Source organism: Pseudomonas sp. NPDC087029 (assembly GCF_044745345.1).
GTDB lineage: Bacteria > Pseudomonadota > Gammaproteobacteria > Pseudomonadales > Pseudomonadaceae > Aquipseudomonas > Aquipseudomonas faucium.
Genome location: NZ_JBIVAB010000021.1, coordinates 15,739 through 31,624, shown reverse-complemented (window position 1 = coordinate 31,624; position 15,886 = coordinate 15,739). Strand labels below are relative to the sequence as shown.

Genomic DNA, 15,886 nt, shown 5'->3' with positions numbered 1-15,886 from the left:
ACAGGTGCAATCATGTCGCAAGCCACATCCACCACGCTCGCCAACCTCACCGACCAGTTCGTCGCGGCCCGCCTGCCTGATTGGCTCGAACGCGCTTCCCCAGCGCAGATCAACACGCTGCGCGACTGCTATGCAGCCCACCGCGCCAGCCATGGGAAATTGACCAAGGCCCTGCAGGTGCTGCCATCCCCTCAAGCGTTCGCTCATCAGGCATTCGGTGGCCTGCTGACGGCCGAGGCTGCCGCGCTGGGGCTGGAAAACCTTGAATGGCTGGAGGTGCGGCGTCGGCTCAAAGTACCGCAAGGCATCGGTCTGCCCGAGGAGGAAATCACCTATGTGCGCAGCCCCGCGCTGCTGAGGCTGATGCAGAATTTCCCAGCAGGCGATCCTTTCTACGAAGGCAGCGGCTTGGTGGCCAAGGGTAAGAGCGTCCTGCTGGCAGGTGCTGGCAATGACGTTGCCCGGCGCTGTCGGAAGCTGGATGCCGGGCAGCAATACCAGGCCTTGCTGAACAAGGCAGTGACGGACGACGTGCGTAAAGCCTTGGCCGAGCACAAGCGCACGGGCTTCAACCTGGCCTTGGAGCTGGCGGTAATCAAGGGCGCAATCGACGGCGCGGTGCAGGCAGCGCTGCGCAGCATGGCAAGCGGTGCGCGTGCGCAGCTTTCGACCAGCGCTTACCCCGGGCTGCTGAACATTCTCGATTGTGTCACCTTCGACGCGTTGCTTATCCAACTGCGGGACCCTGAAGGCGAGGATGCCGGGGTGGTGCTCTACATGCCCGCCGACATCGAGCATCCACTGCGTTATTTCACCACCCTGGGCCAACTCGATGAAGCCTTGGTCGTCGAACTGGCGAGCCCGGCAGCGCGCCGGCGCTTCGGCGAGCGGGTGGCGTTGAGCGAGCGTGTGGCGTTCGTGAACAAGCTGGGCAAGCGACTGACGGATAACAACCCTGACCTTCAATTGGAGGGCCAGACGGTCGAGGGTGATGCATTCTCCGCCCTGGCCGAGGCACACGTCGCGCGCCTGCGCGCGGATGCCGGCACGCTGCTGGTGACCACCGCAGAAGCCGACAGCAGCGAGGCCAGCAACAGGCTGGCGCGCTGGGAAGGCATTGGCATGGGAGCCCTGGGGATCGCCGGCCTGTTCGTGCCCGGGCTGGGTCAGTTGCTGTTGGCGCAGTTGGCGTATCAGCTGACCCGGCAGACCTGCGAAGGCGTCGTCGATTGGGCGCAGGGTCACCAGCACGAGGCGGCCGAGCATCTGCTGGGTGTAGCGGAAATCGTTGCTGTGACTGCAGCGACAGGGGCCGGGGTAGGGCTGGTAGCGCGCGGCTTCGCCCGCACGGCCTTCGTCGATCAGCTCGAACCTGTGGATGTGGCGGGCGACACGCGCTTGTGGGCGCATGACCTGAGCCACTACGAGGCTGCTCCGGACCAGGCGGTATTGCAGGATGATGGCCTGTACACGCAGGGCACAAAGCGTTACCTGCGCATCGAGTCGCGCTTCTATCAAGTGCACAAACCGGATCCGCACGCCCCGTGGCGCCTGAAGCATCCTCTGCGCGCCGATGCCTTCGAGCCTGAACTGGTCAGCAATGGCGAGCGTTGCTGGCGCCTGCGCCTGGAGCGCCCGCTGGAATGGGATGACAGTGGCGCGATGCTGGACCGGCTGTGGCCAAGCGATCCACCCCTGCAGACGCCGCAGGTGCAAAGGATTCTCCAGGTGTCGGGCGTGGACCGCGACGAGTTGCGTGGGCTACTGGTGGAAAACCGCCCAGTGCCGGCCAACTTGCGCGATACCCTTCGCCGCTTCGAAGCCGACGCACGGCTCACGCGGTTCTTTGCCGGCTTGCAACAGACCCCTGCGCAGTTCACCGATGCTGCCATTCTCGACGGGTGCAAGCTTCATCCCGACATGCAGGGCCTGACCGATTCCCAGATGGGTACCGCGCTGCTCGAAGACCCGAGCCTGTGGCGGGGCCGCTTGCTCGATCACCTGGCTGCGCCCATGCAGCTGGATGACGAAGTGCTGAGGTTGCTCAAACGGGATTTCCCCGGGCTCCCGGATGCCTATGCCCAAGCGACATTGCACGACTTGGCACCGACCGAGCTCGATATCGTCAAGGTTGAACAGCGCCTGCCCCTGGCGCTGGCCACCAAGGCGCGCTCGCTGCTGCAGCTGGCGCGGGTCAACCGTGCGGTGGAAGGGTTGTACCTGCAAGGTGCCTACAACGACGGCACGGGCGAGCTGGTGTTCGCCTTGCTGCGAAAGCTGCCCAAATGGCCTGCCCGGCTCAACCTCGAGCTGCGCAACGGCACGGAGAGCGGCCGGCTGTTGGCGCAACTGGACCCTCAGGGGCCAGCCGCTTCGCGCATCGTGCTGGTCAATCGCGCTGGCGGCTTCAGGTTGTACGACGCGCAGGGGCTGGAGCTCGATATCGAAGTCGAGGAACCGGGGAGCATCTTCGATGCATTGCTGGCGCTGCTCGACGCGACCGAGCGTACAGCGTTGGGCTTGGCGGCGGACGATGCCGCATTGCAGCTTCGCGACCAGCTGGCGGCCGGCCTGCCGGAGCCGCGCCAGAAACTGTTCAATCTACTCGGCTGGCGCAACGAAGCACCGTGGTGCAACCCGGGTTCGCGCCTGCCTGATGGCCGCGTGGGCTATGCGCTGGGTGGGCGGGCCGCAAGCCGGGAGTATTCGGTCATAACCCTGCACGACCGTATTCGTGCGTTGTATCCGGCCTTCAACGAGGACCAGGTCGAAAGCTTCTTCCGGCGCCTGATGCAGGCGACGGAATCGCCTTTCGACCGCCTGATCGATCACGAACGCAACTATGCGCTGCTCGATGAGGCACTCAACCGCTGGGGCGCCAACACCACCGACCGCGCGCTGCGCAACCAGCAACAGCATTTCGCCAATCAACTGCGTCGGGCCTGGCGCCTGGAGGGTGAGGTCGAGGTGAGCCATGGCGGCAATCAAGGCACGATGCGTGTGAACCTCAGTGGCTGGCGCATCGTACTGCTACCCTCGCTGCCGGCGGCCGTGGACATGAGCCATGTGGGCGAGCTGGTGCTGGCTGGCATGGGGCTGGAAGAGGTGCCGGCCAACTTCCTGCGCTGCTTCCACCGCGTGCGTACCCTGGTACTGACCAACAACCGCCTGACAGCCTTGCCCTCGGGCCTTGTCCATCTGCGCGAGCTGCGTTCGCTGCGGTTGATGGCCAACCGAATTCGCATGAATGCACAGAGCCAGGCGGTGTTGTCGTCGTTGTCGCATCTGGAAGAGCTGGATATCAGTTTCAACCCGCTACGTTCGCTCAACTTGCGTTTCGAGCAGCTACCCCAGTTGCGCACGCTGCGCCTTGGCCGATGCCTGTTGCGCAGCATTCCCGAGGCTATCGAACACTGCGGCTTCCTGCAGATGGCCGACCTTAGCGACAACCAGATCGAAACCATTCCAGCCTCACTTCTACGTATGCCGTGGGCCTTCCGTACCCGGTTCAACCTGCTGCGCAATCCGATGTCCTTCCCCGAGCGTGAGCGTTTTTACGGCCTCGATGGCCATGGCGAGACAGCCACGCTGGCGCAGGCGAGCGATGATGCGCTGGCGCGGTGGGTGACTGAGCAGCCGGCCGATCGCCGTCAGGCACGCACGGCGCTTTGGCAACGGCTGCAGCAAGAGGAGGGCAGCAGTGGGCTTTTCGAGCTGTTGCAGGCGTTGACCCAAGGCAGTGACTACAACAGAGAGCGTGATTACATCAGCGATCAGGTGTGGAACCTGCTCGGCGCCATTGACCAGGATGCAACCCTGCGCCAGCAGATCTTCGACAGCGCCGGCGAGACCTTGGGCTGCGTCGACAGCTCTGCCGAGCGCTTCAGCCGCCTGCAGATCCAGGCGCTGGCCTACGAGGCTGGCCAGCGCAGTACGGCCGCCGAAGCCGGCGCAGAGCTGCTCAATCTAGGGCGGCGCTTGTTCCGCCTGGAGGCACTGGACCGTTTTGCTTACTGGGCAGTTGAACAACGACGCGCGGCGCAGGGAATGGTCGATGACCTGGAGATCGTCCTCGGCTACCGCATCCACCTGGCCGACGCGCTGGACCTGCCTTGCCAGCCGCGCACCATGACCTTCAACACCCTGGCCGACATCACCCCGCAACGCCAGCAGGAGGCCTTGCAAGCGGTGCTCGCCGCGCAGACGCCCGAGGCAGTGGCGCAAAGCGTCTCGCGGCAAAGCTTCTGGACCGACCACCTGCGTGCACAACACCCAGCGCTGTTCGCGGCCGTTGCTGCCGATTTCGATGCCCGTGGCGAAGCGCTCGATGCACTGGCCGAGCGCTTGACCACCGAGGAGTACGTGAGCCGTTGGGATGCGCTGAAGACGGAACGCGACAGCGTCGAGCATGAACTGTGCCTGTACCTGAGCCGGGAGGCGCTGAAGAAGGCTTAGCGGCCAAACCGCTCATCCAGATTGAACGCTTTGGCCATTGTCCGCGCGCGGCCTTGGCGTGACCATCGTCAGACCTTTGGTGCGATTCCAACAATAAGAAACCAGGAGTCTGACGATGCGCGATTACGCCGAGGCCGCCCGTTCGTTCGCCTATGCCGATGCCGTGGGCACGGCGCTGCAGGGCAACCTCAAGGGCCTCAATGCCTGTGTCGAATGCTGCGATCGCCATGTCGGCGAGGGCCGGGCCGCGCTGGTCTGGGAAGGCCGCGACGGCAATGGCAAACGCTACAGTTTCGAGCAGCTGCAAGCCCTGGCCAGTCGTTTTGCCAATGTCCTCAAGGACCAGGGCGTAGGCGCGGGCGACCGGGTTGCCGGCCTGCTGCCACGTACCCCTGAACTGCTGGTGACCATCCTCGCCACCTGGCGCCTGGGCGCGGTGTACCAGCCGCTGTTCACCGCCTTCGGCCCCAAGGCCATCGAGCACCGCGTGGCGCAGTCCGGGGCCAAGGTGGTGGTCACCGACCGCGGCAATCGGCCCAAGCTCGATGAGCTGGCGGCCTGCCCGGTGCGCATCACGGTCAATGCGGCCGAGGGCGAGCTGGACTTCCAGCGCCTGCTCGATGCGGCAGCGCCCGAGTGCGAGGCGGTGCTGCGCAGCGGCGACGACCCGTTCCTGCTGATGTTCACCTCGGGCACCACCGGCCCGGCCAAGCCGCTTGAAGTGCCGCTGCGGGCCATCGTCGCGTTCCAGGGCTACATGCGCGATGCAATCGACCTGCGGCCGGCGGACAATTTCTGGAACCTGGCCGACCCGGGCTGGGCCTACGGCCTCTACTACGCGGTCACAGGCCCGCTGTCGCTGGGCCACGCCACCACCTTCTACGATGGCCCGTTCAGCGTCGAGAGCTGTGCGCGGGTGATCGACAAGCTGGGCATCACCAACCTTGCCGGCTCGCCCACCGCGTACCGCCTGCTGATCGCTGCCGGGCGCGAATTCTCGGCGCCGATCCAGGGCCGCCTGCGGGTGGTCAGCAGCGCCGGTGAGCCGCTGAACCCGGAGGTGATCCGCTGGTTCGCCGACGAGCTGGGGGTGACCATCCACGACCACTATGGCCAGACCGAACTGGGCATGGTGCTGTGCAACCACCATGGCCTGCAGCACCCGGTGCACCTTGGCTCGGCAGGCTTCGCCATCCCCGGCCACCGCATCGTCGTGCTCGACGAGCAGGGCGCCGAGCTGCCCGCAGGCCAGCCAGGCATCCTCGCGGTGGACCGCGAACAATCGCCGCTGTGCTGGTTCGGCGGCTACCAGGGTTTGCCGACCAAGAGCTTCGTCGGCAAGTACTACCTCAGTGGCGACACCGTCGAGCTCAACGCCGATGGCAGCATCAGCTTCGTCGGCCGCAGCGACGACGTGATCACCACCTCCGGCTACCGGGTTGGCCCGTTCGATGTGGAAAGCGCGCTGATCGAGCACCCGGCGGTGATCGAAGCGGCAGTGATCGGCAAGCCGGACCCGGAGCGCACCGAGCTGATCAAGGCCTTCGTCGTGCTCGCGGCCGGTGTCAGCGGCAGCGAGGCGCTGCAGGAAGCGCTGCGCCAGCATGTGCGCCAGCGCCTCTATGCCCATGCCTACCCACGGGAAATCGAATTCGTCAGCGAGCTGCCCAAGACCCCCAGCGGCAAGCTGCAACGCTTCATCCTGCGCAATCAGGAAATCGCCCTACAACAAGCCGTGCTGGCCAACCGCGCCAGCGCCTGAAGGATACCTACCATGCACATAGCCAACAGCAATTTCATCGTCAGCGGCGCGGCCTCGGGCCTGGGCGCCGCCACTGCGCAGATGCTGGTCGAGGCCGGCGCCAAGGTCATGCTGGTCGACCTCAACGCCCAGGCCGTCGAGGCCAAGGCCCGTGAGCTTGGCGACAATGCACGCTTCGCCGTGGCCGACATCAGTGACGAACAGGCGGCCAAGGCGGCCGTGGACGCTGCCGTGGCTGCTTTCGGCAGCCTGCACGGGCTGGTCAACTGCGCCGGCATCGTCGGCGCCGAGAAGGTGCTGGGCAAGCAAGGCCCGCATGGGCTGGCCAGCTTCGCCAAGGTCATCAACGTCAACCTGATCGGCAGCTTCAACCTGCTGCGCCTGGCCGCCGCGGCCATGGCCGAAGGCGCCGCCAACGCCGAGGGCGAGCGCGGCGTGATCATCAACACCGCGTCGATCGCGGCCTACGACGGCCAGATCGGCCAGGCTGCCTATGCGGCCTCCAAAGGCGCCATCGCCAGCCTGACCTTGCCGACCGCCCGCGAGCTGGCGCGCTTCGGCATCCGGGTGATGACCATCGCCCCCGGCATCTTCGAAACCCCGATGATGGCCGGCATGACCCAGGAAGTGCGCGATTCGCTGGCCGCCGGCGTGCCGTTCCCGCCGCGCCTGGGGCGCCCGGGCGAATACGCGGCGCTGGCCCGCCACATCATCGAGAACAGCATGCTCAACGGCGAGGTGATCCGCCTCGACGGCGCACTGCGCATGGCAGCCAAGTAAGGAGAAACGAACATGACACTTGCCAACGACCCGATCGTCATCGTCAGCGCCGTGCGCACGCCCATGGGCGGGCTGCAGGGCGACCTCAAGAGCCTGACCGCGCCACAGCTGGGGGCGGCCGCCATTCGCGCCGCCGTCGAGCGCGCCGGCATCGATGCTGCCAGCGTCGAGCAGGTGCTGTTCGGCTGCGTGCTGCCGGCAGGCCTCGGCCAGGCCCCGGCACGCCAGGCCGCGCTGGGCGCAGGGCTGGGCAAGCACACCACCTGCACCACGCTGAACAAGATGTGCGGCTCGGGCATGCAGGCGGCGATCATGGCCCATGACCAACTGCTGGCCGGCAGCGCCGATGTGATCGTCGCCGGCGGCATGGAAAGCATGACCAACGCCCCCTACCTGCTGGACAAGGCGCGTGGTGGCTACCGCATGGGCCACGGCAAGATCCTCGACCACATGTTCCTCGATGGCCTGGAAGACGCTTACGACAAAGGCCGCCTGATGGGCACCTTCGCCGAAGACTGCGCCCAGGCCGGCAACTTCAGCCGCGAAGCCCAGGACCAGTTCGCCATCGCTTCGCTGACCCGCGCCCAGGCGGCGATCAGCAACGGCCGTTTCCGCGCCGAGATCGTCCCGGTGGAAGTCACCGAGGGTAAGCAAAAGCGCCTGGTCGAGGACGACGAGCAGCCGCCGAAAGCGCGCCTGGACAAGATCCCGCAGCTCAAGCCGGCCTTCCGTGAAGGCGGCAGCGTGACCGCGGCCAACTCCAGCTCGATCTCCGATGGCGCGGCGGCGCTGGTGCTGATGCGCCGCTGCGAAGCCGACAAGCGAGGCCTCAAGCCGCTGGCCGTGATCCATGGCCATGCCGCGTTCGCCGATGCCCCGGCACTGTTCCCCACCGCACCGATCGGCGCCATCGACAAACTGATGAAGCGCACTGGCTGGAACCTGGCTGAGGTCGACCTGTTCGAAATCAACGAAGCCTTCGCCGTGGTCACCCTGGCCGCCATGAAGCAGCTCGACCTGCCCCATGACAAGGTCAATATCCACGGCGGCGCCTGTGCCCTGGGCCACCCGATCGGCGCCTCGGGCGCGCGGATCTTGGTGACCCTGCTGTCGGCCCTGCGCCAGAACAACCTGCGCCGCGGCGTGGCAGCCATCTGCATCGGCGGTGGCGAGGCCACGGCCATGGCCGTCGAATGCCTGTACTGAGGTGCAACCATGCTGGTAACTGACGAGCAACAACAAATCGCCGACGCCGTGCGTGACTTTGCCCAGGAGCGGCTCAAGCCGTTTGCCGAACAATGGGACAAAGCCCATCGCTTCCCCAAGGAGGCCATCGAGGAGATGGCCGGCCTGGGCCTGTTCGGCATGCTGGTGCCGGAGCAGTACGGCGGCAGCGACACCGGCTACGTGGCCTACGCCATGGCCCTGGAGGAAATCGCCGCGGGCGATGGCGCCTGCTCGACCATCATGAGCGTGCACAACTCGGTGGGCTGCGTGCCGATTCTCAAGTTCGGCAGCGAGCAGCAGAAGCAGCAGTTTCTCGTGCCACTGGCCAGCGGTGCGATGCTCGGCGCCTTCGCCCTGACCGAGCCCCAGGCCGGCTCCGATGCCAGCAGCCTGAAAACCCGGGCACGGCTGGAGGGCGACCACTACGTACTCAATGGCAGCAAGCAGTTCATCACCTCCGGGCAGAACGCCGGCGTGGTGATCGTCTTCGCCGTGACCGACCCGGACGCCGGCAAGCGCGGCATCAGCGCCTTCATCGTGCCGACCGACAGCCCGGGCTACCAGGTGGCGCGGGTCGAGGACAAGCTCGGCCAGCACGCCTCCGACACCTGCCAGATCGTCTTCGACAATGTGCAGGTGCCCGTGGCCAACCGCCTGGGCGAAGAGGGGCAGGGCTACAAGATCGCCCTGGCCAACCTGGAAGGTGGGCGCATCGGCATCGCCTCGCAGGCGGTGGGCATGGCCCGCGCCGCCTTCGAGGTGGCGCGTGACTACGCCCACGAGCGCCAGAGCTTCGGCAAGCCCTTGATCGAACACCAGGCCGTGGCCTTCCGCCTGGCCGACATGGCGACCAGGATTGCCGTGGCCCGGCAGATGGTGCTGCACGCCGCCGCGCTGCGCGACGCCGGGCGCCCGGCGTTGGTCGAGGCCTCGATGGCCAAGCTTTTCGCCTCGGAAATGGCCGAAAAGGTCTGTTCGGATGCCTTGCAGACGCTCGGCGGATATGGCTATCTGAGCGACTTCCCGCTGGAGCGGATCTACCGCGACGTGCGTGTCTGCCAGATCTACGAAGGCACCAGCGACATTCAGCGCATGGTCATTGCGCGCAATCTTTGAAGGAGCAGTCTGCATGGCATTCGAAACCATCCTGTTGGACATCCACGGCAAGGTCGGCCTGATCACCCTCAACCGCCCGCAGGCGCTCAATGCGCTGAACGCGCAGATCGTCGGCGAGATCAACCAGGCCCTGGACCAGCTGGAAAAGGACCCGAACATCGGCTGCGTGGTGCTGACCGGCTCTGCCAAGGCATTTGCCGCCGGCGCCGACATCAAGGAAATGGCCGAGCTGCAGTACCCGCAGATCTACGTCGATGACCTGTTCAGCGATGCCGACCGGGTCGCCAACCGGCGCAAGCCGATCATCGCCGCGGTGTCTGGCTTTGCCCTGGGCGGCGGCTGCGAGTTGGCGATGATGTGCGACTTCATCCTCGCTGCCGACAACGCCAAGTTCGGCCAGCCGGAGATCAACCTGGGCGTGCTGCCGGGCATGGGCGGCACCCAGCGGCTGACCCGCGCGGTCGGCAAGGCCAAGGCCATGGAACTGTGCCTGACCGGCCGCCTGATGGGCGCCGAGGAGGCCGAGCGTGCCGGCCTGGTGGCGCGCGTGGTGCCGCAGGCCGAGCTGCTCGAGGAAGCCTTGAAAGTGGCCGCGACCATTGCCAGCAAGTCGATCCCGATCAGCATGATGGTCAAGGAAAGCGTCAACCGCGCGTTCGAAGTCACCCTCAGCGAAGGGGTGCGCTTCGAACGCCGGGTGTTCCATGCCGCGTTCTCCACCGAAGACCAGAAGGAAGGCATGGCTGCCTTCATCGGCAAGCGCGAGGCGCAGTTCAAGGACCGCTGAGGCTCAGTTGTCGAAGAAGTACTGCGTTGCCGCAGCCAGGTCGATCGGGCTGCGGTAGACCTCGACCTCGCGGCCATTGGCGTCCTTGCTCGAACGCCCGCTGGCATAGCGCTGCTCGGCGGTTTTCAGGTGACCGGCGGTATAGACGGCCTGCTCGACCTCCCGGCTGGCGTAGTGAAAGTGGGCGTACCAGCGTGGGGTGCCCTGGTGGCTGATGGCGAACTCCTCCATATAGTCGTCGCTGCGCCCGGCCACTTTTGCCAGCTGCCGCCTTGGGCCTGTGCGCTGGATCTCGACCTGCTGCTTGCCGAGCAGGAAACGCAACTCGGCCATCTTCGGTTTCTGCAGCAGCGCCACCCGTGTGCGTTGCTCGATGGCCTGTTTGGCCAATGTCGCCGACAGGTCCTCGATGGCCTTGATGCTCAGGGCTGCATCGGCTTCGCCACTGCCTTCGTCGGTCTGATTGTCACGGGTCAGGCGCGCTTCGATGGCCGAACGATGGCGGTCCAGACCTGCCTGATGGTGCAGCAGGATGTCCTGGATATCGGCTGGCAAGTAGGCGTTGGCCTTCTTGCTTTGCATCAGCGCCAGATCCTGACGCGCGCTGGCCAGGCGCCGGGCACTTTCCCTTAGCAGCCCCTTGAGCTTGCCGGCTGGCAGGGCCGTGGGCAGGGTGCCTGCAGCCGGGGTGGCTACCGGCACCCACTGCTCGTGGTCGCGTTTGTAGCTGCAGGAGACCGAGTCCTGCTCGGCGCCCGGGACGTCGACGATATCGGCATCGTCAGCACGCGGTTGCCCCAGCAGCAAACCGTCGTCGCGGGTTTCGATCAGCCCGGGCAGTTGCCTGCTCAATTGCGAAACCGTGCTGCGTGCAGGCAGGTCGGGGTATTCGGCCAGTTCACTGGCAACGGCCTTGCGCAGGTCGTTGATGTCGTTGAGCAGCGGCTTGAGCGGCGCCGGCTCCGCCCCTGCTTCGAGCGCATCCTGCAAGGCTTGCAGGCGTGCCCGGGCGGTGGCCAGGTGTTGCGCGATGTTGGCCAGCAAGCGACGCCTGACCTCTTCGCTGTCGCTTGAGCGCTTGCTCAGTTGCTGTTGCTGGCCGATGGCAAGTTCGATGCTGTCCCAGGCGCGGTCGATCCAGAATTCGACGTTTTCGCTGGCCTCCAGGGAAATGCGGTTGACGCAGGTTTCGATGCGTATGTAGCGCCAGAACAGCGGCGTCCAGTGACCTTTCTGCTGCTCAACCCGCTGCAGCATGCCGCTGACATTGGGCAGGGACGGGCTGGCCAGCTTGCGCAACTGCTCATGCCCCTCGTTCAGGGCAATGGCGTTGTCGAACAGTTCGTCCACCACCGAGGCGAGAACGCCCAGGCGCTTTCGCAAAATGGCTTCGTCTTCAGGGGTGGCGTCGGCCTGGCGCTTGGCCATGTCGAGCAAGTGCGCACGCTCAGGCTTGTATAGGCGCAGCAGCAAGTCACGCACGTTCAGTTGACAATCGAGGCGGTGGAACAGCGTGCCGGCGCGCAGGTTCTTGTAGTCGGGAAGGGGGGCTTGTGCATTCGCCTCATGCAGTCGCTCGACATGCTCGGCCACGAACGTCTCGAACGCCCGCAGCTTTTCCAGGCAACTGCGCAACACCCGCGCATCGTCCGAGCGCTGCCCCAGGGCGTGGACTTTGCGCACGGTGGGGAGTTGTTCGGTGATGCTTTTTGAGTCGTCCGCCACACGCTTGAGCAATTGTTCGGAGGTTTTCCGGCGTTCCTCCTGCAGCTTGGCGACCCGTTTCGACAGCGGCATGCCGCCGCGCAGGCGCAGCCTCAGGTCCAGTTGCCAGCGGTTGACCTCGTCGCGCCTGAGCCAGGGGCCGAGCGCCTGGTCGTCGCCCACGATGCGCAGCCGCTCGCTTTGTGGGTCGAGCTTGACCTTGAAGGTCTGGTCCTGCAGGCGAACCCATAGCTGGTCCTGATGCAGGAAAAGGCCGCGCATTGGCCCGGATGGGATTGGCGTGCCCAGCAGCGTGGGCGAAATGGCCACCTGCATGTGGGCGAGGGCCTTGGCCTGGTGGCTGTCGAGCTTGAGCGTGGGGTGCGTCCAGGCGAATTCGACCTGAGCCTCGCTCATGCCGGTGACCACCACGGGGGCTGGCAGCGCGGGTGCTGTCGGGGTGTGGGCCAGGGCAATATCCAGTGGATTCTGTTCGTCGAGGCGGGTCATTGCGTGGCTGAAGATCAGCAGGGCGACATTCACCAGCAGCTCGATCCACGCTGCGCTGCGATCGCCCGGCGGGTCGCTGTCATCGACCAGCTGCGCCAGGGCTGTTTCCATCTGCACCAGCCAGGCGGCTTCGGCGATCGGCCCTTCGACGAACGGCAGCACGCTGTTGAGCAACAGCCACCCCAGCGTCTCCCAACGTTGCCAGCGGGTTTCGTCGCTGCTGGCCGACTGGGCCTTGAAGTTGCGCAAGGTTTCCTCGACGCAGGCCTGGTAGATGGCAGGGGCGGCTTCGGCAACCGGTGTTTCGCGCGCCAGTGTCACCGGCGCCGGGGTGAACAACGGCACCGCCCAGTCGTCATCCAGCGGGTGGAACAGGTGCGGCTGCAGAAAGCCGCCATGGGCATAGATGCGCCGGTCCTCTTCAGGCAGGCGGTGCAGGATGTCGTCCTGCAGGTCGCCAGGCTCGCTGATGGCCACCAGTAACGCCAGGCGATCACTGAATTCCACGAGCGGTTCGCGGTGCAGCGGGCGGTATAACAGGCAGCACGCCGTGGCCGAGTCATCGTTTTCGATCAGCCAGGCATTGTGCGGATGGTCGGGCTGCGCATCGAGGCTGCGCAGCAGGCCGAGCGGGCGCAGTACCCAGTGGCTCTGGTCGTCGACCATGGGGGAGAACACGTGCTGCACGGCGGTCAGCGCTTGCAGGGTTGGCTTGTTGTGCTGCAGGTGATGGGTCATCACCTGTGCAGGCAGTTGCGTGCGCAGTTGTGCTGCGAGCCGCTGCTCGCGGGCGCTGCGTTGTTGCGGGTTATCGAGCAGCAGTGCTTGCAGCCGTTTGGGGTAGGTGGCGCCGATGTCGGCTTCGGTGATGAGCCTTTGCAGCGTCGCGGTGTCGAGCCAGCCTGGAATGGCTTGGCCATCGGTGGTCTCCAGGGTCACCCGGCCGGGTTTGAGCAGGCCCAGGTTGGCGATCGCCAGCTGCGCCAGGCTGAAGGTGACCGCTACGCTGGCGCCATCGCTGATGATCTGGCCGCCAACCGAGATGGCGGTGGCGGTGGTCTGGTGGTTGATCACCTGAACAGTGGCCGGATCCACTGGCGTGTCGGGGTGGTCGCGGCGGATCAGGCTGGTTAGCCGCTCGCAGGCGAAGGCCTGTGCGCTGGGTACTCCGTCCAGCCAACTCTTGCCTTCGGCTTCGGCACTGCTGCGGGCGACGTCGGTCAGCATGGTGCTGTACACGATCAGCGACCGAGGGTCGCCCTGGCGCACCCAGCCTGGCAACTGATCGAACAGTGCGGCGTGGGCGGCCTGGTCATTCACGCTGCACAGCTGTGTCAGGGAGGTCAGGCGGTCCAGCGCATCGGCGAGGCGTTCTGCGCTGTTCTGGTCATGAAATGCCGTAGCGGCCACTTCTATGCTTTCGAGCAACTCCTGCAGCAGGTTGAGCGCCAGGGCCTGGAACAGTTGGCGGTCTGGCGTGTTGATCTTCACCTGGGGCGGCGCACTGGCGAGGATGGCTGGCCAGTACTGGCGGATGGCCTCCAACAGACGTTCGCGGGAGGGGTAGGACAGCAAGCGGCCGGCCGTGCTGAACAGCAAGGTGAAGGGTGGGCGACCGGGCGCTTCGGCCCGTTCGATCAGCAGGGCGCTGGCAAGGCTTGGGTCCAGTTGCCAGTCGGCGGAAAAATTCGAGGCCAGGGTTTGCAGAGTTATGCCCTGGGCTGCGCTGAGTTCGAGCAGGTCTTCAAGTTCCGCTGGCCCCTTGGAGAGTGCCTGCAGCGTGGCGTGGGCGGCTGGCACCCGATCAAGGGCGATGACTTGATCCGTGGCGCTGCGCAGCAACCCCTGCAGGTAGTGAGCGAACCACAGCCAGGGCGTTTCGCCGCTGCTGTCGGCCTCGCCCCAGTAATCGACGATGGCTTGGCAATACTTGTCGAGCAGCAGCGGGCCGCTGTCGTTGATCAGTGCTTCGAGCTGGGGGAGGTCTATGGGTACAGGAAAGTCCGGGTCGATGGTCTGCGCCTTGCACACCACATCCTCGCCCGGGGTCAGGTTGAGCGTGGCGCGCATGCAAAACCGCTCCACCAGCACTTCGTACAGCGGGCGCACGTAGGCCACGCCCGGCACCGGGCCGAAACTGGCCAGTTGCAGGCTGGCCGGGTCTTGCGAGTTGCCCAGCTGATAGGCCGGCCACAGTTCCAGCAGCAGTTGGTTGGCAACGTCGAACAAGGCCGGGCGGTGGAGGAATTTTCTGGCGACTGCGCAAGGCAGCCTGGGGCTGCGTGATGGATTTTGGGATGTCGGCATGATGGCACTCTCGGCTGGTGGCAAGGCCGCCATTGGGCCGTTCATGCAGCAGGGGCGGGGGCTACCGGGGTACTGCCCGGTATTCGTGCCGGCCCGGGCCATTGCTCCGATCAGGCGGGAAATGACGGGTGGCAGGGGGAAACCCGGTCATTTCGGTCATTTCCTTCTTTATTGGTGTTGCCCCTGGCGACGTGGCGCCTTAGACTGCCGCCCCCTGTAAAAGAGTGCCGGTTGGCGCTTGAAGAATTCCGTTGCCCAGGCCGAAGCCTGGGCGGCACCCGAATCGCCCAAATGCACATTTTTTCATAGAGAAATCGATGACCAAGGAACAGTTGCTGGCCATGTCGGCCGATGACTACATGAACGCTGATCAGCTGGCATTTTTCACTGCCTTGCTGCAGGCGATGAAAGTCGAAACCCATGAACGCATCGAGCTGAGCCGCGCCACCATCGAAGGCCTGGACACCCCGTCGGACCCTGCCGACGTGGCTTCGGTCGAAGAAGAGCGCAGCTGGCTGGTCAACGCCATTGATCGCGACCAGCGTCTGCTGCCGCAGCTCGAGATGGCCCTGGACCGTATCAGCGACGAGAGCTTTGGCTGGTGCGATGACAGCGGTGAGCCGATCGGCCTGAAGCGCCTGCTGATCAGCCCGACCACCAAGTACTGCATCGAAGCGCAGGAACGTCACGAGCAGCTCGACCGCCACCAGCGCCAGGTCTGACCGCGCGCGGTGTGCCAAGCCCCACGGAGCAGTCCGTGGGGCTTTTTGCGTTTCTTGCGCCTGGGGTTTATTGCTTGGCGTGTAACGCTGCTGTACCGCAATGCGCTGTTTATCCCCGCCTGGCGGGCGTATCATGACGACATCGTTAGGGTGCTAATTATATTCCGGAGGGAATGATGAATAGCCGAGTCGATGTGGCCGTGATGATCGGTACGGGTGTACCGGCAACGCTGCAGGCGTTGGGCAAGCGCATTTGCTGGGTGGTGCTGGTCAATGGCGAGCGCCGTGGTACGGCATTTGCCACTCGCGAAGAGGCGCTTGAGTGTCAGGCAGCCTGGTTGCAGCAATTGCACAAGGGCCACGCTGCTTGAGCCTCGATGAATAAATGCCTTTTAGCGCTCGACGGATTTCGGTGTTTTCGTGCATATTTAATCCCCGCTAATGCGCTCATGGATGCCGCGCCCGATCTGCCGGGGGTCTGCCGTATCCATCGCCTCTTTCTGGCGGATTTATTGT

The 15,886-nt window shown here is 65.2% G+C and carries 9 protein-coding genes; 8 read left to right on the top strand and 1 reads right to left on the bottom strand.

Annotated elements, in window-relative coordinates; translation table 11 throughout:
• Positions 1-12: 12 nt before the first annotated feature.
• From ACIPG5_RS23520 to ACIPG5_RS23495, 6 genes are all read left to right on the top strand, one after another.
• Positions 13-4,455, top strand: coding sequence for an NEL-type E3 ubiquitin ligase domain-containing protein (locus ACIPG5_RS23520; protein ID WP_401378486.1), 4,443 nt, complete (start codon positions 13-15; stop codon positions 4,453-4,455).
• Positions 4,456-4,570: 115 nt separating this feature from the next.
• Entirely contained in the window at positions 4,571-6,217 is a 1,647-nt protein-coding gene (locus ACIPG5_RS23515; protein ID WP_401378484.1) for an AMP-binding protein, read from the top strand.
• Positions 6,218-6,229: 12 nt separating this feature from the next.
• On the top strand, positions 6,230-6,997 hold the full coding sequence (locus ACIPG5_RS23510) for an SDR family NAD(P)-dependent oxidoreductase (RefSeq protein WP_176516294.1): 768 nt from the start codon (positions 6,230-6,232) through the stop codon (positions 6,995-6,997).
• Positions 6,998-7,009: 12 nt separating this feature from the next.
• Entirely contained in the window at positions 7,010-8,203 is a 1,194-nt protein-coding gene (locus tag ACIPG5_RS23505; protein WP_401378482.1) for an acetyl-CoA C-acyltransferase, read from the top strand.
• A gap of 9 nt (positions 8,204-8,212) precedes the next feature.
• The gene (locus ACIPG5_RS23500) at positions 8,213-9,340 is read left to right on the top strand and encodes an acyl-CoA dehydrogenase (RefSeq protein WP_401378480.1); all 1,128 of its coding nucleotides are present in this window, start codon (positions 8,213-8,215) and stop codon (positions 9,338-9,340) included.
• Between the two features lie 13 nt (positions 9,341-9,353).
• Complete coding sequence (locus ACIPG5_RS23495; RefSeq protein WP_176516288.1) at positions 9,354-10,127, top strand: enoyl-CoA hydratase; 774 nt, start codon at positions 9,354-9,356, stop codon at positions 10,125-10,127.
• 3 nt (positions 10,128-10,130) lie between these two features.
• Here the strand turns inward: ACIPG5_RS23495 and ACIPG5_RS23490 are convergent, their stop codons facing one another.
• A complete protein-coding gene (locus ACIPG5_RS23490; protein ID WP_401378478.1) occupies positions 10,131-14,648 on the bottom strand; it encodes a hypothetical protein in 4,518 nt (1,505 codons plus the stop codon).
• A gap of 317 nt (positions 14,649-14,965) precedes the next feature.
• On the opposite strand from ACIPG5_RS23490, the gene ACIPG5_RS23485 reads away from it, so the two are divergent.
• Both ACIPG5_RS23485 and ACIPG5_RS23480 read left to right on the top strand, forming a co-directional pair.
• A complete protein-coding gene (locus ACIPG5_RS23485) occupies positions 14,966-15,370 on the top strand; it encodes a TraR/DksA C4-type zinc finger protein (protein WP_176516284.1) in 405 nt (134 codons plus the stop codon).
• Between the two features lie 176 nt (positions 15,371-15,546).
• Positions 15,547-15,741 (top strand): hypothetical protein, encoded by a 195-nt coding sequence (locus ACIPG5_RS23480; RefSeq protein WP_176516282.1) that lies wholly within the window; start codon positions 15,547-15,549, stop codon positions 15,739-15,741.
• Positions 15,742-15,886 lie beyond the last annotated feature (145 nt).

What these genes read in the sequence shown, in the direction of transcription:
- ACIPG5_RS23500 (WP_401378480.1), top strand. Translation starts at nt 8,213, where the DNA reads ATGCTGGTAACTGACGAGCAACAACAAATCGCCGACGCCGTGCGTGAC.
- ACIPG5_RS23485 (WP_176516284.1), top strand. Translation starts at nt 14,966, where the DNA reads ATGACCAAGGAACAGTTGCTGGCCATGTCGGCCGATGACTACATGAAC.
- ACIPG5_RS23515 (WP_401378484.1), top strand. Translation starts at nt 4,571, where the DNA reads ATGCGCGATTACGCCGAGGCCGCCCGTTCGTTCGCCTATGCCGATGCC.
- ACIPG5_RS23510 (WP_176516294.1), top strand. Translation starts at nt 6,230, where the DNA reads ATGCACATAGCCAACAGCAATTTCATCGTCAGCGGCGCGGCCTCGGGC.
- ACIPG5_RS23490 (WP_401378478.1), bottom strand. Translation starts at nt 14,648, where the DNA reads ATGCCGACATCCCAAAATCCATCACGCAGCCCCAGGCTGCCTTGCGCA.
- ACIPG5_RS23480 (WP_176516282.1), top strand. Translation starts at nt 15,547, where the DNA reads ATGAATAGCCGAGTCGATGTGGCCGTGATGATCGGTACGGGTGTACCG.
- ACIPG5_RS23495 (WP_176516288.1), top strand. Translation starts at nt 9,354, where the DNA reads ATGGCATTCGAAACCATCCTGTTGGACATCCACGGCAAGGTCGGCCTG.
- ACIPG5_RS23520 (WP_401378486.1), top strand. Translation starts at nt 13, where the DNA reads ATGTCGCAAGCCACATCCACCACGCTCGCCAACCTCACCGACCAGTTC.
- ACIPG5_RS23505 (WP_401378482.1), top strand. Translation starts at nt 7,010, where the DNA reads ATGACACTTGCCAACGACCCGATCGTCATCGTCAGCGCCGTGCGCACG.